We start from the raw sequence: 21,969 nt of genomic DNA, 5'->3' as shown, positions 1-21,969 counted from the left end.
CTGTTTAAAAAATTTAGCCCACGGATTTTGCGGATTAAGCGGATTTGCACAGGTTCTTCTTATCCTCTTCTATTCAATTAAAAATTTAGCCACAGATTAAAGGATTAAAATGATTAAAAAAATCTGAGTAAATCTTTTTAATCTGTGGCATATTTTAGCTGAAGCTGATTATATAAAAAGTTAAGCCACTAATTAAAGAATTAAAATGATTAAAAAAACCAGCGTTAACCCGTTTAATCCGCAAAACCCGTGGACAATCTTATTTTTAGAATTTAAAACTTAATCTGGCAAAACCAAATCTTCCATTTAATCCAAATTGTGATACCGCTCTTGAGTAAGCAAATTGATTTGCATTTGTTAAATCTGCACTTGGCGCGGGAGACAATGTTGGTGTTGTGTTTGTAAACGCAGGAGTTGAAGGGTTGTTTCTGTCCGGATAAACATCTCCTATATTATTAAACCCAACTGTGAATCTGAATTTCTCATTGATTTGATATCCGAAAGATAAATCGGTAACAATTTTTGCGCTGTATTCCGGATGTTCATAAACTGAAGATGATCCGTCTAAGTTTACATCTGTCGCGCCCGGATCTGTAACTTTTCCGAAATAACTGTTTCTTAAATAAATATCCAGTTTTTTGATATTGAAAGTAGTCATTAAATTAGCTTTCAATTTCGGGATTGCTTCTTCTAAATAAATACGGCTTGATTCCGGGAAAAATGAATATATATAAGGATCTCCACCTGCATCAATAATAGATTGAGGAACATTTAATGCACCAACTCTTTTAGTTGTATTATAGCTTAAAGCAAAATCGTTTCTGATGGTAAAATCCTGGATTACATCATATTTCTGAGAAATTACCACATCGATACCTTTAGTTTCAGAGTTGATTCCGTTAGTCCAGAACGAAGCTCTTTCTACACCTTTTAAATCAAATGCTTGTTGAAATAAAGTCAAGGCATCTCGTTGCTGGTCTGATGTTGCAGCACTTATCTGAGCATCTGTTGGTCTTGCATATTGTCCTGTTAAAACCACTCTGTCGTCGATTCTTGTAAAGTAAGCATCGGTTGCAATTGTAATATTTGCTTCCGGAATCTTGAATGTAAATCCTGTACTGATACTTTTAGATTTTTCAGGTTTCAGGCTTTCAACTCCAATACTTTTAGCTGCTTGTGAGTCGTTTGTAAAATATCCTACCTGATAAGGAGATCCGTTTATGAACTGAGTTGAACTTGCTTCAAAATATTTTTGCTGTAATGATGGCGCTCTAAAACCGGTTTGACCTGAAATTCTCCAGTTGATATTGTCATTCAACTTTAAAAGAGATGCCAGTTTAAAAATTACGGTACTACCAAAATCTGAATAATTCTCATAACGCACAGCTCCGTTTAAAAGCCAGTTTTTAGTGGCGTTTAATTCTAAATCAACATAAGCTGCACCACTTTTTCTGTCTTTTTCTTTGGCATCTGCTGGTTGAAATCCAGAAAATCCTTGTGCTCCTGCTCCACGTTTGTTACCAAAAAAGTCCGTTACGATTAATGGTGAATTACTTGGCAGAATTCCAGAAACTAAATTTCCGTTTGTATCATATAATCCGTACGAAGCTTGTTCTCCTTCTTTAATTTGGTAATTTTCATATCTGAATTCTCCACCAAAAGCAACATTTAATCCTTCTAAAACATCAAGTTTTTTACTAAAATCCAAATTGGTTGTGCTTTGTAAAAACGAAACTTTTCCGGCATCAAAACTTGTACCTGAATTGGTTCCTAAAGTTGCATTGATCGTATTGTTTACATCATATTTAAAAGAGTTTGTCCCCAGGTTTGTACTAAGATCAGTATCAAAACCAAATAATTCTGTTGTAACTCCAACCGCAGATGAAGCATCTAAAATATCCGATTGAATCTCCGGTAAAAATCCATTTTCATACACTTGTGTGAAAGTTCCGGAACCATTTGGCAATCTGTTAAAAGCGTACGATTTACCATTTCTATACGAGACTCCACCAAAAGAGTATAAAGCCGTAGTTTCTGTCAAAGGGTATTTTGTATTATAATATAGTTGTCCTGAAGCTAGTTCTGACTGGCCAACACTCATATTATAATCGCTTCTTTCCTGACCTCTGTAAGCCATTTCATTATTGGTTACATCAAAATTCAAAGCTGTTTGCATTTGTGTTAATGTTGTAGCCGATGAAATTGCCGTTTGTTGTGCCGGTGTAAAATAACTTACTTGTGGCGCATATTGTTTTAATGAAGTAAGGATTTGAGCAGAATTTGGCGTGTTGTTTATATTACTGTATAAAGAATTAATAGCAACACCATTTTGAGCAGCTCTGTTTTCTACAGCATTATAGGCATTAAAAATAGCATTATTTCTAATTCCGGCTCTGCTTGTTGCTTGTCTGGTCACAGCGCTTCCAGTAACATTCAGAAAACTTCCCGCTTTGCCTAAAGAGGTTCCGTAGTTTAAATCTACTTGCAAATTCTGACCATCGGCTCCACCTTTAAAATTATTAGATCCTGATGATAAATTTGTACCATATTGAATTCCTCCTGAAATAAAATTGGCATTCTTTTTAAGTACAATATTGATAACTCCTGCAATTGCATCAGAACCGTATTGAGCCGCTGCACCATCACGTAAAACTTCAATTCTTTCGATCGCAAATGATGGGATTGCGTTTAAATCTGTTCCTACAGAACCTCTTCCGGGAGATCCGTTTATATTTACTAGTGCACTTGAATGCCTGCGTTTACCATTTACTAATATTAAAACCTGATCCGGACCTAAACCTCTTAATTGTGCGGGATCAACGTGATCTGTAGCATCTGCTGTAGAAGTTGCATTACTGGTAAAAGAAGGTGCAACATAATTTAAGATCTGTGTTACACTGGTTTGCGGTGATCCTTTTGTTATTTCTGAGATATTAAAAACATCTACCGGAACCGGAACATCTGTTTTTACTCTGTTTTTACTTCTGGATCCTACTATTGTTACTTCTGATAGTTCATTGTTCTTTAAGGTATCCTGCTCTTTTTTATTGTCCTGAGCATAGATTCCGGAAAATGTTAAAAGGCTTAATGCTAATACTACATTTTTTTTCATGCGTTCTTTTGATTGATTATTATTTTGATTTAAAAGTGGTTTATGGTTTGTTGCTTTTTGGGCAAAAAAAAACCTCTGCGGTTAGCAGAGGTTCTATATATATTTTTGAAAAAAATCTACAATAGCGTCTCTGCGGAAGGCTCCGGCATCTTACAAGACATATTGCAAACTATTGATTTCATGTTTTATTTTCTTTTGATGGGGCAAATTTGCAAACTATTTTTTAATCGACCAAACAAAAACAGAAATAATTTCTATTACCCTATCAATTTAGTATGTTTGTGTTAAATTTATACTTATAAAAATAAAAAATGTTGAACTTTAATTTGCAAATCAAAATGGTTTTATACCTTTGCACCCGAATACAGAGGAAAAATTTGAACTGATTGCAACCTCTTCATAATGAAACGGTTCGTTATGAATGCTGAAAGATTAATTTCAGTAGTAAAAAATGCTAAAGCAGGATACCTCCTTTAGCACTTTCAGCAATTACTTTTCCTCGCTTAATGTTAATTTAATAAATTATTATGGCTTATTTATTTACGTCAGAATCTGTTAGTGAAGGGCATCCAGACAAAGTTGCAGATCAAATTTCGGATGCTTTAATTGATAACTTTCTGGCATTTGATGCTGACTCAAAAGTAGCTTGTGAAACTCTTGTTACAACTGGTCAGGTAATTTTAGCAGGTGAAGTAAAATCGAATACTTATCTTGATGTGCAGCAAATTGCCCGCGAAGTTATCCGTAAAATCGGATATACTAAAAGCGAGTATATGTTTGAAGCAAATTCTTGTGGAATTCTTTCTGCAATTCATGAGCAATCAGCAGATATTAATCAGGGTGTTGACAGAGCTAAGCCGGAAGAGCAAGGTGCTGGAGACCAAGGAATGATGTTTGGTTACGCAACTAACGAAACTGAAAACTACATGCCATTGGCACTTGATTTATCTCATAAATTATTACAGGAATTAGCAATTTTAAGACGTGAGAATAAAGAGATCACTTATTTACGTCCTGATGCTAAATCTCAGGTAACTTTAGAATATAGCGACGATAACAAACCAACTCGTATCGATGCGATTGTAATCTCGACTCAACATGATGATTTTGATGAAGAAGCTACAATGCTTGCTAAAATCAAAAAAGATATTATCGAAATTTTGATTCCAAGAATCATTGCAAAAAATCCAGCTCACGCACATTTATTCAATGATAAAATCAACTACCATATTAACCCAACAGGAAAATTCGTTATTGGAGGACCTCACGGAGATACTGGTTTAACTGGAAGAAAAATCATTGTAGATACTTACGGTGGAAAAGGTGCTCACGGTGGTGGTGCATTCTCTGGAAAAGATCCAAGTAAAGTAGACAGAAGTGCTGCTTATGCAACTCGTCATATCGCTAAAAACTTAGTAGCAGCCGGTGTTGCTGATGAGATTTTAGTTCAGGTTTCTTACGCTATTGGAGTTGCTGAACCAATGGGAATCTTTATTGATACTTACGGAACTTCTAAAGTAAACTTAACTAATGGTGAAATTGCTAAAAAAGTAGAAGCTATCTTCGATATGCGTCCTTACTTTATTGAGCAACGTTTGAAATTAAGAAATCCAATCTATAGCGAAACTGCTGCTTACGGACACATGGGACGTAAACCAGAAGTTGTAACTAAAACTTTCTTTGCTCCGGGAGGACACGAAAAAACAGTTACTGTTGAGTTATTTACCTGGGAGAAACTTGATTTCGTAGACAAAGTAAAAGCTGAATTTGGATTGTAAATTTAGATTATTAGACGAATTAGATTGTTAGATTTTTCGACAACTAGTTACTCTTAAACATAAAAAGAGGCTATCTATTTATTAGATAGCCTCTTTTATTTTTTGTTAGTTTATCTGTAGCTAAATTCGACGCGGATGAAACGGATTTACTTCGTATAGTCGCGGATAAAAACGGATTTTTTATTTTTAGATTGAGTTAAATTCATACACTAATTATTTTACATTCTGCTCTAAGTAGAATGCAAACCAAGAAAAAATCTGTTTTTATCCGCGTTTTCGCGATAGCGAATCCGTTTTATCCGCGTCTAAATTTCAATACAAATAAAACAGAATTTATCGCTCTAATTGAACATTGGGTAATGTTTTAGGACGAGAAGCATCGTTAGATAAAATCCAGCCTGTTCGATACATCCATTCTGTCATTTTATGTAGTTTTACGAAATCAATATTTTCAGATTCATCCATTGGCGTATGATATTGACTGTGCAAAACACTGGTATAAAAAACAGACGGAATTCCTCTTTTTGCATATGGTAAATGATCTGAACGGAAATAAAAATATTCCGGATGTTCTGGTCTGTCCCAAAGTTTATCTAAATCAAATTTAGGGCCTTCATCATTTGCTCTTTTAGCAATTGCCACTAAATCAGATGAATTTTCGTGAGGAGAACTAGATCCTAAAAGAGCTGCCTGATTTACGTTATTTCTACCAATCATATCTCCATTTAGAACTGCAATAATATCTTTTTCCGGAACTGTTGGGTGAGATGCATACCATCTTGATCCTAATAAACCACGCTCTTCTGAACCGTGAAATACAAATAGAGAAGTTCTTTTTCCGGGTTGCTTTTTATACGCTCTTGCAATGGCTAACATGGCTACACACGTACTTGCGTTATCATCTGCTCCGTTATAAATAGAATCTTTACCATATTTTTGTCTTACTCCGTCGTGATCCTGGTGTCCGCTAAAAAGAACATATTCATTTTTTAGCTTCGCATCAGTTCCGGCGATTGTTCCAACCACATTTACTGAAGGATATTTGTAGGTTTCTGAAATTACTTCTGTAGACAATAAATCTTTAGTGCTTTTAAGATATTCTAACTGATCATTGTGTACCCAGAAAACCGGCATTGTTGCACCAATTTTATCACGAAATCCTTCGATTCCGTAAATACCTCTTGTCATTTGTGGTTCTACCTGAGACCAGCTTTCTTCTGCCAGTTTATCTGCGACCATGATAAGGGCTGTTGCTCCTTTTTTAACTACAAGATCATAATATTTATTTCGAACAAGACCTGGATAACGTCTGTCAAAAAGCGAAATATCATCAGCAATTCCTTCTTTCGATGCTAATAAAACAACTGCTTTTCCTTTAATATCTGCTTTTTCAATTTCTTCTTTTGTAGCAGCTCCCAAATATACTAATGAAGCATCTACTTTAATGTTTGTGGTTTCTGCTACGAGAACGTCTTTCCACAATTTGTATTCTTTTTGTCCAATTTTAAATTTTGTATTTGGAGTTACCTGATGCCTGTACATATCAAAAAACTGAAAATAAGTTCCATCATCACCCGCCGGAGCCATTCCTGCTTCTTTAGCTTTATTTGCCAGCCACATCGATACTTTCAACTCATCTAAAGTTCCTGCTTCACGACCATTAAAATGATCACCAGCCATCTGGTACATATCGGTTTTAAGGTCTTTGTCTGTAATTGCTGAAACGAGAGGTTTTTTAATTGCCTGCGAAAAAACTACTCCTCCATAAGCAATTAAAACGAGGATCATTTTATTTTTCATACGTTTTAATTTAATATTCCAAACTTAGTAATTTATTGAGAAAAAATCATCCATTTGGGTTTGAAATAGTACTGAAATGTAAAATCAATAAAATGCTGATAACATTTTTTTGTCATTACTATTATTATTTGGTTATCTCTTACAATTTACCTTTCTTAGTACAATATAACTGATTAAAAAATGAGCAGACTTCCTTCGTTTCAAAACGTTCTAAACGCCACACTAAAAACAGTTCTAAGATTTCCGTTAGAAATAATTATCGCTGTTTTAGGAACTTTTTCCGCTATTATTGTTAATGAAAAAAACTATAATGATCCCAATAAAGAGTTTTATGAAAAAGCATTAATGAGTGCTTCTTTATGTCTGGTATTATTTCTTTCTGTTAGTTTGTTTTTCCTTGCCTCAAAAAAGAATACTATTTTACGTTTTGCAACAAGTATAATACTCGGAAGTTTTGTTTTTCTCTTTGTCTTTAATTTTCATAAAGACATTACAGATCTTGAAATACAACAGTTTTTAGTCCTTAATATCGCTTTGCATTTGTTAGTTTCATTTGCCGGTTTCTTGCCCAGATCATATGATCAGGATGAGTTTTGGGAATTTAACAAACAGCTTTTTCTTCGAATTTTAACCGCTGGTTTATATAGTGTTGTACTTTATTGTGGTTTGGCATTGGCTATTTTAGCTATTGATAAGTTATTCAAGGTTGAATTTTATGATCACATTTATCTTCATATCTTTTTTGTTATTGCCGGAATCTTCAATACGATATTCTTTTTAAACGGAGTTCCTGAAACGAATAACAGCGAGAATCCTTTGATTTTAAAGTATCCTAAAGGGCTTAAAAATTTCACGCAATATGTTTTGTTACCTTTAATAAGTCTTTATTTGGTGATTTTAATTTGTTATGAAGCCAAGATATTGATTACGTTTTCTTTGCCTGTTGGATGGGTTTCGTATCTCGTTTTGGTATTTGCCATCTTCGGAATTTTATCTTTTTTATTGGTTCATCCTATTGCGACAGAAACTAATAATCTATGGATGAGAACTTTTAACAGATGGTTTTATTTTTTATTGATTCCGTTACTGGGATTACTTTTTTGGGCAATTTTATATCGAATCAATCTTTACGGTTTTACGCATGAACGCTATTATGTTCTTTTATTATCGATATGGCTTTCTGTTATTGTGGCGTATTTTTTAATGCAAAAACAACCTAAAATAAAGTTCATCCCCATGAGTTTGTGTCTGGCAGGACTGCTTTCTCTAGTTGGTCCGCAGAGTGCCAATTTTATTTCAAAAAATAGTCAATTATCCCGATTTGAATCTTACATGCAAAAATCAAATCAAAAATTAACTTTCGAACAAGAAAAAGATTTAAGCAGCATTGTTTCTTTTCTTGAAGATAATTATGGCGTACAAATAATGGTTCCTTATGCCAAAACAAAACTGGAGACGCTTCTTAAAACAGATAAATTTCCCAGTGATTATGAAATCATGGAAGCTTTAGGATTTGAATATAGATCTCCTTATGATAGAAAAGAAAAAAACAAAGATGAGTTTTATTACTATTATTATGAAGATGATAAAAATAATGTAGAGAATATACACGACTATGATATCGCTTTTAATCTCTCTTCTTATCAGAATAAATTCGAGTGTAATGATTGTATAAAAATTGAAAACAAAAGCTATTCAATTCAATCTTTTGATAAAGATTACGGTTTAGATCTACAAATTAATCAAGATAATATTCCAATATTAATCAATGATTTTGCGAATAAAACCAAAGATTTTAAAGAGAACTATAATTCAAATAAAAAAATAATACAGGAAATAGAAACTCCAAAATACAAAATTAGGATTACCTATCTTAGTGCGAATGGAAAAATCAAAGACAATAAAAAAATAGTAACCAACTATAATATAAAAGTGCTGGTGAATATTAAGAACTAAAAAAAAAGCCTTTGAGATATTTCAAAGGCTTTTTAATTTTAATACGTTCCGTTTTGCATTTTACTTAATGTTTCTCGAATCTCTGCAGCAGTTTCTGCTTCTACATAATCCGTTAGATATTTAACGGCAAGAGTTTGTGTCTCGATTGCTTTTTGTTTTTGTCCGTCTTTATAATACAATTGTGCTAATGTATCCAGATAATAAGAATTGTTTTTAGTAACGACCAAACTATATTCTGACCATGTGATCGCTGATTTTATAAAACTCAAATTCCCTGGTTTTGAAACCACCGTCCATGCAGCAGAATTGCATAAATTAGAATGATATTCCTTAAACGCATTCCAGCCGTTATACGCATAATCAGAAGTAGGATCTATTGTAGTAAACATAGTATCTAATTTTTCGATAACGCTTCCTTTATCCGTAGCCAGATTGGCATTAAAATAAGTACTGAACTCTTTTAAATAAGTTGTATTAGAGCCGTCTTTATCATTTACATCAGCTAAATAAGTAAAGTAATTTTGATAACATTCAAAGTTTCCTTTACCTGCGGCAATTAGTTTTTTATAAACTGAAATTGTTTTGCTTTCATTTTTTTCTGCTGCAATATCATTTTCCGCAACATATTTATTTTGCTCTAAAGCTCTTGCAATTTCTGTATTTAAACTTCCTATTACATGCGTTTCACCTTCTTTAGCAACAAAAGCTGCGCGTTCTGCATCAATCGCATCATAATGTTTTATCAGATAATCTATGGCAAGAAAATCAGTATCATTTAAAACTTTACCTTCCGTAAAAAATTGTTTTGAGAATCCTTGATTTTGTATTTCTTTCAAAATAGTTTCTACCAGATACATATTAGGTTTTGTATCTTTTTGATGTGTTTCAATCAGCTTTTTCCAGATTTGTGAAACTTCTTTTTTATCTAAAGTTGTATTTACAAATTTAAATCCAGCAGTATTATCGTCTGTTGTAACTGCATAATCTGTGTTATAATCATACGGTATTTCAAGAACCGATACTTTATTAAAAGCCTGAATTAAATCAGCATCAGTTGCTTTTTTATTTTTTATTGTTTTACTAAAAGCAGCTAATCCATCTATTGCCTGTAATTTTTTATATAAACCGTCATAATAACCTAACTGATATTGTTTTTCTGTTAGATTAGATTTTGCAGTGGCAAGGATTTCTCCATTACCATTTAAAATAATTACACTTTGTGTATCAGCAAGTTTATTCGTTTTCAACCATTTTTTATCATCGGCATTAGCCAGATAAAAATTATACAAATCATATTCCGGATTATATCCTTCATACATATTATAACTAACCTGAGTTTCCTGATTTTTAATAAAAGTATCAAAATCAACTTTCGCCGAAGTATTTTTATTATCAACTGCTACTACTAAAAATTTAGTTTTAGTACTTTTTGTTGCTGCAATAGCGCTTTTCAAATTGTCTTCGATCTTGAACTTAAAATCAAAATTTGTTGAAGGATAAGACTCTACAGCTACAGCAGTAGAATCACTTGCCAATCCAAAATCCTCTGTTACCAAAGGTTCTTTACCTGGATAAGTGAAATTTACGATTGTCTTATTTTCTAACGAAACTACTTTTGAAACTTTTTCAGGCTGAGGATCTTTTGCATTACGAAAAACCAGTGGATCTTTTCCTGATTGTTCAGAGATCATCAACTCATTTGTTTTCTGGTTAAAGAAACCTTTTATCTTTAAATCGCCTAAGGCCTCAGGCTCGTATTTAATTGTAATTTCTGAAACATCTTTTGGCAAAGCAAATTTTGATACTTTGCTATTTCCTCCATATTCTTCATAAACCAAGTACAAATAATCGGCACGTTCGATTTCAAAATCTACGTCAAGTTTATCATCTGCAGGATTTACTTTTTCTCTAATATCAGACAATCTTTGATATTGAACATCACCGGAACCATTTTGTGTACCTATATAAAAAGAATAATAGTAAACAGCATCTGAGAACTTAACTTTTACTTTTTTTGCTTTTTTATCATTTTTAAACGCCAGATCAAAAACACTTTCTGTTTTTACATTTGGAGCAAACAATAATGAATCACCTTTTACTTCATAATTACCCGAATAAAAAACCAATTCGTATTTATTATCTTCTAATAAATTTAGTTTGATCTTCTGACCTTTGTTTGTAGACAGATAAGATCCTTTTTCAATATTTTTTGTTTGAGAAAAAGAAACAGAAATTAAACAAAAGAACGCTAAGAAACTCCATATAAAATTACGCATGCTTACAATTTTAGTTGTTACTATTTAAAACAAAGATATTTCTTTCTTATTTAAAAAAGTATCAAAAAACATAAAGCATTGTAATTAAAATACTATAAATTATATTTCATCGAAAAAATGATGTAACGAGGCTGTACAGTGTATTGTGAAACTCTTGTAGAAAACTGTGAGAAGCTGTCATCGTTAAGATATTTAGTATTTAGTAAATTTGTAGCAGCAATTTTATACTCCCATTTACTATCCTTTTTTTGATAAATTAAACTGGCGCTTAAAAAATCATATTCATTATCGACTGTTTTATTACCTGTATAATAATGGTAAAATTCATACTCTGAAACAAACGAAAAGCTATTTAAAAAATAATAATCTAATCTCGCAAACGGTTTATCTGTATAATAAGTCGAGCCGCTGTATTTGTTAATCAGCGCATTATAACCAAACTCTAAATTGGGGAAATTTTTATAGTTTGTTGAAGCTTTTACAGTATAACTTTGACTAAAACTTTCTGTAGTCGATACTATATTGTTCTGTATGTTATTGAATTTAGACCAATTGAAAGTAGCATTTACAGATGCTTTGTAATTCTTTAAAAAAGAACGTCCATAATTTCCCATTCCAGTAAAAGTTTCATCGGCAAGATTAGAATTATAAGGAGATGACGATTGATTGATTCCTGTAAAATCTGCTTTTGTTTTAATGGCATCCACTTTTTTGGTATAGGTTGCGTTGGCAAAAATATTCTCAAAATTGAACATATTATATTTAAAGTAGCGCAATGAATGGACTTGCGAAGTAGCATTTTCTAATAATCGATTTCCTCTAAATAAACTACTGTAATCTGATAAAACAAATCCCGAAGCCAATTGATTAATATCTGTAAAATCATTTGACAGAGAGAAATTATAGGTCAGGGTTTCTGCTTTTTTAATTTGATATAAAGCAAAAAAATCTGGCAGCACTTTCGTGAAACTTTGAGAATAATCAGTTCCTAATTGTGTGTTTTTCATCGTATAAGAATGTACACTGACTCCAGGTGTTAAAGTAAATTTTCCTGCTAGAATTTTATAGTGGAACCCAAGAAATACATCATTAAAATTATAATTGACCAGATTGTTGTTTTCGGCACTATTCAGGTCATTTTTATCACCATTATCCAGAATTTGAAAAATATGCGAATTAAAATCCTGATACGAGAATGTGTTTCCTACTGTAATATTGATATTGCTTTTTGGCGTAACCATATAATAGTAATCCAGTTTAGCATCTACTTTATTGGTTTTTACATATCGATCCTGATTAAGATCATTTCGGTCCTGCCCTGAAATATATCCCGAAAAATTAAAAGGCTGCGTACGTAAATTGGCATTATAAAAAGGGTTTTCATCCTGATACAAATGCTGCATTTCAAAGGCGAAAATATTCTTCTCGCTTTGTGTATAATACAAACTCAGGTTTTGATTTACTGATGTTGGATCTTGTTTTTTATTGGTCAAAATAGTTTCTAAAGATGAAACATTGCTTACAACTGATTCTCGCAACAGTTCTGTATCTTCATTTTGTTTGGAGAGTTTGGTTAAAATATCATAATCAAACTGAAATTTATCGTTTGGCTTGTATGTCGAACTCAATTTAAAAAGTCCTAAATTATTTTTTTGATGTGTTAATTCGTCTCTTTTTTGTTCATCTCCAGAATCCAGAATTGTAGTTTGCGACTTCGTTTCGAGATCTGTTTTTGAAGTTGACAGAATTCCGAAACCACTAATGTTCCATTTTTTTGTAACGGAATAAGCGAAATTTGTCGCTCCAAATTTGGTTTCAATTTCTTTTGCACGGTTGTTTCTCAAGATCGAAATTCCTAAGTCGTTTGAAGAAACATTAAAATTGCTTCCGCCCTTTTTCATCATATTTTTAAATCCGCCCGTAAACTTAAAATAATCCTGAGCCGTAAGCGGTAATTCTCCAATATTATTAAAGTTGGTGATTAAATTAATGCTGTATTTAGGACTGTAATAAAACAATTTGGGATTAATAATATAACGGCTGTCGAGTTCTCCAACTCCGGTTCCTGCGGTGACATCACCAAACCAAAAGTTCTTTTTTCCTTCTTTCAGTTTTATGTTCATCGCAACATTATCCTGATCATTTTCTAAGCCTTTTAAAGCTCCAACTTCATTGTAGTTTCTTAAAACCTGAATTTTATCAATGGCATCTGCAGGAATGTTTTTAACGCCAAGTTTGGTATCGCCATCAAAAAAATCCTTTCCTTCGACCATTAGCTTACTCACTTTTTTGCCTTCGACTTCAATTTCTCCATCGGCATTTACCTCAACGCCCGGAAGTTTTTTAAGTACATCTTCCAGCTTTTTTTCTGTTCCGGATTTAAACGAATCCGCATTATAAACAATAGTATCTCCTTTTATAGAAACCGGCATTTCACGAACAATTTCAACCCCTTCAAGTTCAATTCCGGCATCATCCATAACAATATTCTGAACAATGTTTGTGTTTTGAGTTGCAATTGAAATTTCTTTCGATTTCATTCCAAGATAACTCACTTTTATCGAGTAAGATGTATTGGGCTTTAACGTGAGCTGAAATTTTCCTTTATCATTGGTAATTCCGTAAGAATCCATTGCTTTTGTAGCACTATTAACCGCCATAATATTGGCCATTTCTAACGGATTTTTTTGTTCATCCTGAATAAAGCCATCAAAACGAACACTTTGCGAAAAACATAGAGAGGTAAACAGAAAAGCCAGGATATAGAGAGTCTTGTTCATTATGAAAATGATTAGAATAAATAAAAAGTTTTAGAAATGATGTTTATCTTCCCATCATTGGCGGTGGTCCTCCTGCGCGGCCACGATTCATTTCTCTAAATTCTTCCATTTTTTTAATGACAGTTTCGTCGTATTCTTTTTGAGAAACTACTTTTCCTTTTTTTGAAGGTTTTATCTCGACTTTATCTTTAGCATTCAAAACAATTTTGGAGCATAATATCGTTGTTCTTCCGTCATTGATTTCTAAGATTAAACCCGGTAATCCCCAATAATTTTCCGGACCTTGATTCACCGGAATTTCCGGAGAATACCAAGCTGTTATTGTAACTTCTTTTGGCATTTCAAAATTATCCTCGAAGTTGGTTTTCGTTTCTCCCGAGGTTTTCTTTACATCCTCTTTTTTATCTTCAGGCTTTTTATCGTCGTTGTTTTTTGGTCTGAAATTTCTAAAATCAGTTTTACTGGCTTCTTTCACCGCAGTTGCTTTATAGCAGGTATATCCACCAATTTGCTTGGTTTCAGATTCCATTTTCCAGTTAAGATTTGGCAAAGAATCTACAACCAGAAATTCTTTTCCCATAAATTCTTTATCTACCGTATAAGATTTTGTTTTTACATCTTTATAAAATGTTCCGCCACCGCCCATAAATGAATTCATCATAATACGCATTCCGCTGCCTTGTTGTCCCGGAGTTTCTAATTTTTCTTCTTCTTTGTAAATAGAGGCCGATTTGTCAAAATTCAGAATAAATGTTTTTTCCAGCATTTTTTTCATTCGCTCTTCCATGTTCTTTTGCATTTCCGGAGTAATATCACGATTACCTCGCATACCTTCAAATTTTGGAGCTTGCGTTTTTGACTCATAAACTGCCATTCCCTGAAAATCTTTTTGAGCTTGCATCTGAGTAAATACAAGTATTAAGGACATATAATAGATTACTTTTTTCATTGTGTTTTCTTTAAATTTGAGTAAATCCGATAAAACTTACACTCAAATGTATTATTTATTTTAAAATACCGAAAGTTAAATATATCAACAGCTGTAAGATATAGACAAAATCCACTATTACTTAGACTATTACAACATAACGAGGTTTAGAAATTAAATCTCTAAATTAATTAAGTAGTTCTTATTCTCGTTTTTTGTAATTTGGCTCTTTAGAAACTAATATCATGAGCAAAACGGTGCAATTTTTTTTAAACCTTCTTTTTATTACCTGCTCTTTTTCAGCTGTTTTTTCGCAAAATCCAACAATAAAAGCCACTTTACTTTCTCATTCGACAATTGATGCTGATAATTTTTCAGGATACGATTCTTTTGGATATTGGTATCAGATTAAAAACAATGTTTTTAGTAAAATCAAAGGCAAAGAAATATTTGAATATAAGAATGTTTCGCTGGGCCAAATCACGAAAGTCGATTTACAAAATCCGCTTAAAATCGTATTGTTCTATGAAGATTTTAATACCGCAGTTTTATTAGACAATCAGCTGAACAAAATCACAGAAATTAATTTTTCTCTGAACAATACACCAATTGTTGTTTCGGCGATCGGAATGTCAACACAGAATCAGTTATGGATTTATAATGCATTAAACCAACAAATTAGTCTTTTTGATTATTTAAAAAACGAATATAAGACAGTTTCTACACCTTTAATAGAAGCCATAAAACATTACCAAACTGACTTTAATACATTCTATTGGATCGATAAAAAAAACAACTGGTTTTCCTGTGATATTTTCGGAAAAACAACTTCTTTAGGAAAAGTATCCGATTTTGATGAAATAGAGATTATTAACAATCATCAATATCTTTACAGGAGCGCTAATTTGTTGTATTTTAAAGACATTACAAGTACAAATTCAAATGCATTTTCTGAAATTGAAATTTTAGAAAAATCGTTTGATAAATTCTGCTACAAAGACCAAATTTTATCTATTTTTACAGCCAAAGAAATAACAAATTATAAAATCGTAACACCGTAATGCACATAGCAATAGCAGGAAATATAGGAGCAGGTAAAACAACTTTGACTAAATTATTGGCGAAACATTTTAAATGGGAACCCCATTATGAAGATGTAGTTGATAATCCGTATTTAGATGATTTTTACCATCAAATGGAACGCTGGTCGTTTAATTTGCAGATTTATTTCCTGAACAGTCGTTTTCGTCAGGTATTGCAAATTCGTGAAAGCGGAAAGAAAATCATTCAGGACAGAACGATTTATGAAGATGCCTACATTTTTGCTCCCAACTTATATTCTATGGGATTAATGACGAGTCGTGATTTCGAAAATTATACTTCTCTTTTTGAATTAATGGAATCACTGGTAAAAGCGCCTGATTTATTGATTTATTTAAGAAGTTCTATCCCTAATTTAGTAGGACAAATTCACAAACGCGGACGTGATTACGAAAATTCAATTTCTATCGATTATTTAAGCCGTTTGAACGAAAGATACGAAGCCTGGGTACAAACTTATACTAAAGGAAAATTATTGATTATTGATGTTGATAATATTAATTTCGTTGATAATCCGGAAGATTTAGGAAATATCATTAATAGAATCGATGCTGAATTGAATGGGTTGTTTTAGAAACTAATTTCATAAATGATTTTGAATAAAATAAAAAATGCCTCTAAATATTTAGAGGCATTTTTTATTATGGAACAATCTCAAAGAAACCTTGCTTAATTTGTAAATATTTTCTTATTTTTACCACGCCCATATTTGGGAATTTGGGAAATGATAATAATTATAATATGGAAATAAGGCCTATAAAAAAAGAAAAGGATTATGATTTAGCTTTAGAAAGAGTAAATGCTCTTTTTGATGCGATACCAAATACAAATGAAAGTGATGAATTAGATATTCTAGTAACACTTATCGAAAAGTATGAACAAATACATTACCCAATACTGGAACCTGACCCAATTGAAGCTATTAAGTTTATGATGGAGCAAAACGGACTTACCGCAACAGATTTAGGAATTATTTTAAATAGCCGATCAAGAGTCTCAGAAATTTTTAACCGAAAAAGAGCGCTAACAATAACACAAATTAGAGTTCTAAATGAAAAGCTACATATACCTGCCGCAACTTTAATAAAAGAATATGCTTTGACTAAATAAAAAATGCCTCTAAATATTTAGAGGCATTTTTTATTTATCTTCTTTGGTTTTCCTAAATTATTTCGCAGCTTCGATTTTTGCTTTTACTTCGGCTTCAGTACCTTCATAAACTTCGGTAGTTGTTTTACCGTTTTCTGTTTTGGTTACAGTTCCGGTTGTAACACCATTAACAGTAGCTAAATTAACTTCAAGTCTGTTTTTGGTATATTTAGTGGTATCAAAACAATCTGTTTTTTGATGTGCATATTTTCCTTTTGCATCATAATGCGCCAGACATTTTGCTGTTTCTTCGGCTGTGCATCCTTTCTCTTTGCACATTTTAATGCATTCTTCTTTTGTCATCATCGAAAGATCACCACATTTAGAAACTCCGCCAGCATGCATCTCTGTTTTGGCACAACAAGAACCTTTTTCAGCTAAACCTGAAGCGGAATGTCCTTCACCTAAAATAGGCGCAATTACCAAACCAATCAAACAAGTTAATTTGATTAAAATATTCATTGATGGTCCTGAAGTATCTTTAAACGGATCTCCAACTGTATCTCCGGTTACGGCTGCTTTATGTGCATCAGAACCTTTATAAGTCATTTCTCCATTGATTAAAACTCCTGCTTCAAAAGATTTTTTAGCATTGTCCCATGCACCTCCTGCATTGTTTTGAAAAACTGCCCAAAGAACTCCAGATACGGTAACTCCAGCCATATATCCTCCTAACATTTCAGCGATTAACTGATTATTGTCTGCGTAAACTAATTTTCCTAAAAGTACAATTGCAATCGGGAAACCAATTGTTAAGATTCCAGGCAACATCATTTCGCGTAAAGCGGCTTTTGTCGAAATTTCAACACATTTTCCATATTCCGGTTTTCCGGTTCCTTCCATAATTCCCGGAATTTCCTTAAACTGGCGACGTACTTCATAAACCATATCCATTGCGGCTTTTCCAACAGAATTCATCGCTAAAGCCGAGAAAACTACCGGTATCATTCCACCCACGAATAACATAGCTAAAACCGGAGCTTTAAAGATATTGATTCCGTCAATTCCTGTAAAGGTTACATACGCCGCAAATAATGCTAATGAAGTTAAAGCTGCTGAGGCGATTGCAAAACCTTTTCCGGTTGCAGCAGTTGTATTTCCTACTGAATCCAGAATATCTGTTCTTGTACGAACTTCTTTTGGTAATTCGCTCATTTCAGCAATTCCTCCTGCATTATCAGATATTGGCCCAAAAGCATCAATTGCCAATTGCATGGCAGTAGTTGCCATCATTGCTGAAGCTGCCAAAGCAACTCCGTAAAAACCTGCTAAAGCATATGAAATCCAGATTGCTGCTGCAAACAATAATACGGTTGGAAAAGTAGAAATCATTCCTGTTGCCAAACCTGCAATAACGTTTGTTCCTGCTCCGGTCGACGATTTTTGTACAATTGCCATAACTGGTTTTGTCCCTAATCCTGTATAATATTCTGTTACTGATGAAATTGCTCCGCCAACAACCAATCCCACTAAGGTTGCATAGAAAACTCTCATTGATGAAATATCTTTAGAACCTTCGCCAAAAAAACTCATTTGCATAGTTTCAGGCAACATATATCGTACTAAAAAGAAACAGGCAATTGCTGTTAAAACAATCGAAACCCAGTTTCCTATATTCAAAGCTTTTTGTACTTGTGCTTCTTTGGCATTATCATCAGATATTTTTACAAGTGTAGTACCTATAATCGAAAATAAAATTCCGAAACCGGCAATAGTCATTGGCAATAAAATTGGTCCAATTCCTCCAAAGATATCCTGAATATTTCCGCCCATATCTTTAATCACATAATTTCCTAAAACCATTGCTGCTAAAACAGTTGCTACATACGAGCCAAATAAATCAGCTCCCATACCCGCGACATCTCCAACATTATCTCCAACGTTATCAGCAATTGTTGCCGGATTACGAGGATCATCTTCCGGAATTCCGGCTTCGACTTTACCTACTAAATCTGCACCAACATCGGCAGCTTTTGTGTAGATTCCTCCACCAACTCTGGCAAACAATGCAATAGATTCCGCACCAAGCGAAAACCCTGCAAGTGTTTCAAGAACTACGGTCATGGTTTCTGTATCCTTCCAAACTCCACAAGACAAAAGATTAAAGAAAATTATAAAAAATCCGGTTAGACCCAAAACGGCTAAACCTGCCACTCCTAAACCCATCACCGTTCCGCCACTAAAAGAAACTTTTAAAGCCTGAGGCAAACTAGTACGTGCTGCCTGAGTGGTTCTAACGTTTGTTTTGGTTGCTATTTTCATACCTATGTTACCTGCGTAGGCTGAAAATAATGCGCCAAAAATGAATGCAACTACTATTAATAAATGTGTTTTTACACCCGGGATAAAAGTAATTCCTGCTAAAGCTATACTTGCAATAATTACAAAGATTGTCAAGAGTTTATATTCTGCTTTTAAAAATGCCAGTGCACCTTCGTAGATGTAATCTGAAATCTCTTTCATCTTGCCATCTCCAGCATCTTGTTTTAAAACCCAAGTCCTTTTTATTCCCATGAAAAGTAATCCGATAATTGCCATTACAATTGGCAAGTAAATCATAAATGCATTCATAATATTTTAATGGTTTTGGTTAATAGTCAATGAACTAACTAAACGAATTTAAACAAAAAAGCAATACTCTTAACGGAGTATTGCTTTTTTTATAAAATATGATGGCAAAAATTATTTAATACTAAATAATCCTTCTGGTTTATTCTCAATATCATCAAAACGTTTTGTACACTCAGCAATAATTGCAAAAGCTTCGTTTACGTCTCCCCAACCTTCTACATCTACTTTTTTGTTTTCAAGATCTTTATAAACCTGGAAAAAGTGCTCAATTTCTTTTACTAAGTGCGGGTTCATATCTGAAAGATCTGTTAAAGAATTCCAGATTGGATCAGAAACCGGTACACAAATAATTTTTTCATCCGGTCCTTTATCATCTGCCATATGGAAAACACCAATTGGTTTTACCTCAATAACACATCCAGGGAAAGTTGGTTCGTTTATTAAAACCAACACATCAAGAGGATCTCCGTCAAGTGCTAAAGTTTCAGGAATAAATCCGTAATCAGCAGGGTACATCATTGAAGAGAATAACATTCTGTCGAAACGCATTCTTTTGATTTCAAAATCGTACTCGTATTTATTTCTGCTTCCACGTGGTATTTCGATTAATACATCGAAAGTTGTTAGTTTGTCTGCGGTCATTTTCGTTTTTTATTATTTCTATAATTTCGATTGCAAAAGTAACCAAAGAATCCTTTTTTACAATAAAAAAAGCACATTAATCTATGTATTTATTCATTAATTAATATACTTTTCCATTTATATAACAGACACTTAATAGGTAATTTTCCTGTTTCGCTTATTTAAGTAATAATGCCACAGCAAATATGTCGCATAAGAACGATACGGACTCCATTGTTGTGTATGAATTTCCATTTCTGGTTTATCGTGAATATTCAGTAATTCTTTAATCGTATTGATAACGGCAATATCGCCTAACGGAATCAAATCCGGTTCCTGAAGACAGAACATTAAATAAATATCGATAGTCCAATTTCCAATTCCTTTTAATTTAATAAGTTCTTCGCGAACTTCTTTTGCTGATTTTGAGGATAAACTTTCAATATCAAGTTCTTTGCTTAAAACAGCATCAGCCAGAATTTTAATATATTTTGTTTTTTGACGGCTTACACCAAGATTTCTAAATTCTTCATCTGATAATACCAACATTGTTTCAGGATTACAAGTTGTGTAGGCTTTGATTTTTAAAAATGTGGCCTTCGCCGAATCTATAGAAACTTGCTGTTCAAGGATTAGCAATACCAATGTTTCGAAACCTTGCGGACGTTTCGGGATTTGCGGCAATCCATACTTCTCGATGATTTCCTGAAATATTGGATTTTTTGTGGATAGAAAATCAATAGCTTCTTGCATATCTGAGTTTTTTTTTAGCCCTGTTTTTACGCAGATTTTTAAATTATTCTATCCTGATATATATTTTCCATAAGGCAATTTATTTATAGCAAAAACAATTAATAAAGAAACCAATAAACAAATTAAAGTAGCAATAGGAATTGCAAATATTGGGTTTATAAAATCATAATCTAGTTTTATGTTTTTCATAAAAGTTAAAACCAAAACATGAACCAGATAAATTCCATAACTATACTTGCTAATAAAATTGGCTATTTTTATAACCTTTAAATTAGAAATTTCTAAATTCTTAAAAAATAGAAATACTCCAACAGATGACATCAAAACATTTAATGTATTGTAATTATAAAAATATTCTACAAAATCATTATTGCGTTTTGATAAAAAATAAGTCCCAAATATTGTAATACTAACGCCTGCAAATATTAGAAAGAGAGAAATTAAGTTTATCGTTGTTTTGCTGTAAGCAAATGATTTGATCGATAAATAATATCCCAAAACCACATATCCTATAAATCCTGAAAAATACATTAAATCAATATTAATTTTAAAATTGGATAAAATTGGCTGATTGATAATTAAGGTAAAAATCCAGATGAATATAAAGTACAAAATTTCTTTTTGAGTAGCATTTTGTGCCCACTTGCTTATTATTGGAATAAAAAGATAAATTCCGATAATCATATAAATATACCAAAGATGATAGGAAGTACCATTTAACAACAGATGAATTAGCCATTTTATACTTTCTAAAAAAGACATTTGAGAGCCTCCTGAAATCTTATCATTTAATGAAAATAAGGCATAAACAAAACTCCAAAATAGAAAAGGCAAAATTATTCGTGAAAATCTTTTTTTCAGGAAATCATTTAACTCATAGGTTTTGCTTAGCATTAAAACTCCGGTAAGCATAACAAATACTGGGACACAAAAACGAACTACACTATCATAAATGTTTCCAGTCCACCAAATAAAATCAGGAATACAACCATATTGATATAAAATCTCTGACGCAACATGCAAAAAAATCACACTAACTGTTGCCACAACTCTTAGATTAGTTGTCCAAATCATTTTATTAGCAACTTGGTTTTCACTCATAAAATATTATTTGTTTAATATAGAACCATCAAATAATGTATAG

Annotated in this window: 14 protein-coding genes; 5 read left to right on the top strand and 9 right to left on the bottom strand. The window is 32.7% G+C overall.

The features are described from left to right. Window positions 1-265: 265 nt before the first annotated feature. Window positions 266-3,112: a TonB-dependent receptor plug domain-containing protein gene (locus ASF10_RS02395; RefSeq protein WP_056244914.1), complete on the bottom strand. Its 2,847-nt coding sequence runs from the start codon at window positions 3,110-3,112 to the stop codon at window positions 266-268. A gap of 527 nt (window positions 3,113-3,639) precedes the next feature. Between ASF10_RS02395 and metK the strand changes: the two genes are divergently transcribed. Next, a complete protein-coding gene (metK, locus tag ASF10_RS02390; protein WP_055097134.1) occupies window positions 3,640-4,890 on the top strand; it encodes a methionine adenosyltransferase in 1,251 nt (416 codons plus the stop codon). Between the two features lie 333 nt (window positions 4,891-5,223). Here the strand turns inward: metK and ASF10_RS02385 are convergent, their stop codons facing one another. Beyond that, window positions 5,224-6,690 (bottom strand): M28 family metallopeptidase, encoded by a 1,467-nt coding sequence (locus ASF10_RS02385; protein WP_056244911.1) that lies wholly within the window; start codon window positions 6,688-6,690, stop codon window positions 5,224-5,226. Window positions 6,691-6,870: 180 nt separating this feature from the next. Between ASF10_RS02385 and ASF10_RS02380 the strand changes: the two genes are divergently transcribed. Further along, on the top strand, window positions 6,871-8,646 hold the full coding sequence (locus tag ASF10_RS02380; RefSeq protein ID WP_056244908.1) for a DUF4153 domain-containing protein: 1,776 nt from the start codon (window positions 6,871-6,873) through the stop codon (window positions 8,644-8,646). A 38-nt stretch (window positions 8,647-8,684) separates the two neighbouring features. Here ASF10_RS02380 and ASF10_RS02375 read toward each other — a convergent pair whose 3' ends face one another. The 3 genes from ASF10_RS02375 to ASF10_RS02365 form a co-directional block, all read right to left on the bottom strand. Then, window positions 8,685-10,922 (bottom strand): hypothetical protein, encoded by a 2,238-nt coding sequence (locus ASF10_RS02375; protein ID WP_056244904.1) that lies wholly within the window; start codon window positions 10,920-10,922, stop codon window positions 8,685-8,687. A gap of 92 nt (window positions 10,923-11,014) precedes the next feature. After that, on the bottom strand, window positions 11,015-13,702 hold the full coding sequence (locus tag ASF10_RS02370) for a carboxypeptidase-like regulatory domain-containing protein (RefSeq protein ID WP_056244902.1): 2,688 nt from the start codon (window positions 13,700-13,702) through the stop codon (window positions 11,015-11,017). 43 nt (window positions 13,703-13,745) lie between these two features. Further along, complete coding sequence (locus ASF10_RS02365) at window positions 13,746-14,651, bottom strand: GLPGLI family protein (protein ID WP_056244899.1); 906 nt, start codon at window positions 14,649-14,651, stop codon at window positions 13,746-13,748. A gap of 224 nt (window positions 14,652-14,875) precedes the next feature. Here ASF10_RS02365 and ASF10_RS02360 point away from each other — a divergent pair, with 224 nt between their 5' ends. From ASF10_RS02360 to ASF10_RS02350, 3 genes are all read left to right on the top strand, one after another. Next, window positions 14,876-15,691, top strand: a complete 816-nt coding sequence (locus tag ASF10_RS02360) for a hypothetical protein (protein ID WP_056244897.1) — start codon at window positions 14,876-14,878, stop codon at window positions 15,689-15,691. Next, window positions 15,691-16,305 (top strand): deoxynucleoside kinase, encoded by a 615-nt coding sequence (locus ASF10_RS02355; protein WP_041516522.1) that lies wholly within the window; start codon window positions 15,691-15,693, stop codon window positions 16,303-16,305. Before ASF10_RS02360 ends, ASF10_RS02355 begins: the two co-directional genes overlap by 1 nt. A 167-nt stretch (window positions 16,306-16,472) precedes the next feature. Further along, window positions 16,473-16,841: a type II toxin-antitoxin system HigA family antitoxin gene (locus ASF10_RS02350; protein WP_056245576.1), complete on the top strand. Its 369-nt coding sequence runs from the start codon at window positions 16,473-16,475 to the stop codon at window positions 16,839-16,841. A 57-nt stretch (window positions 16,842-16,898) separates the two neighbouring features. On the opposite strand, the gene ASF10_RS02345 is transcribed toward ASF10_RS02350, so the two are convergent. The 4 genes from ASF10_RS02345 to ASF10_RS02330 all read right to left on the bottom strand — a co-directional run bounded on the left by ASF10_RS02345 (window position 16,899) and on the right by ASF10_RS02330 (window position 21,926). Next, window positions 16,899-19,451 carry a sodium-translocating pyrophosphatase gene (locus tag ASF10_RS02345; protein ID WP_056244894.1) on the bottom strand — a complete coding sequence of 851 codons (2,553 nt, stop codon included), beginning with the start codon at window positions 19,449-19,451 and terminating at the stop codon, window positions 16,899-16,901. 111 nt (window positions 19,452-19,562) lie between these two features. Continuing rightward, window positions 19,563-20,093, bottom strand: a complete 531-nt coding sequence (locus ASF10_RS02340) for an inorganic diphosphatase (RefSeq protein WP_056244892.1) — start codon at window positions 20,091-20,093, stop codon at window positions 19,563-19,565. 132 nt (window positions 20,094-20,225) lie between these two features. Further along, complete coding sequence (locus ASF10_RS02335) at window positions 20,226-20,825, bottom strand: DNA-3-methyladenine glycosylase family protein (protein WP_056244890.1); 600 nt, start codon at window positions 20,823-20,825, stop codon at window positions 20,226-20,228. Window positions 20,826-20,873: 48 nt separating this feature from the next. Continuing rightward, on the bottom strand, window positions 20,874-21,926 hold the full coding sequence (locus tag ASF10_RS02330; protein ID WP_056244888.1) for an acyltransferase: 1,053 nt from the start codon (window positions 21,924-21,926) through the stop codon (window positions 20,874-20,876). Between the last annotated feature and the right edge of the window lie 43 nt (window positions 21,927-21,969).

The sequence above is a fragment of the Flavobacterium sp. Leaf82 genome (assembly GCF_001422725.1).
GTDB lineage: Bacteria > Bacteroidota > Bacteroidia > Flavobacteriales > Flavobacteriaceae > Flavobacterium.
This window is presented reverse-complemented; position numbering and strand designations above follow the sequence as displayed.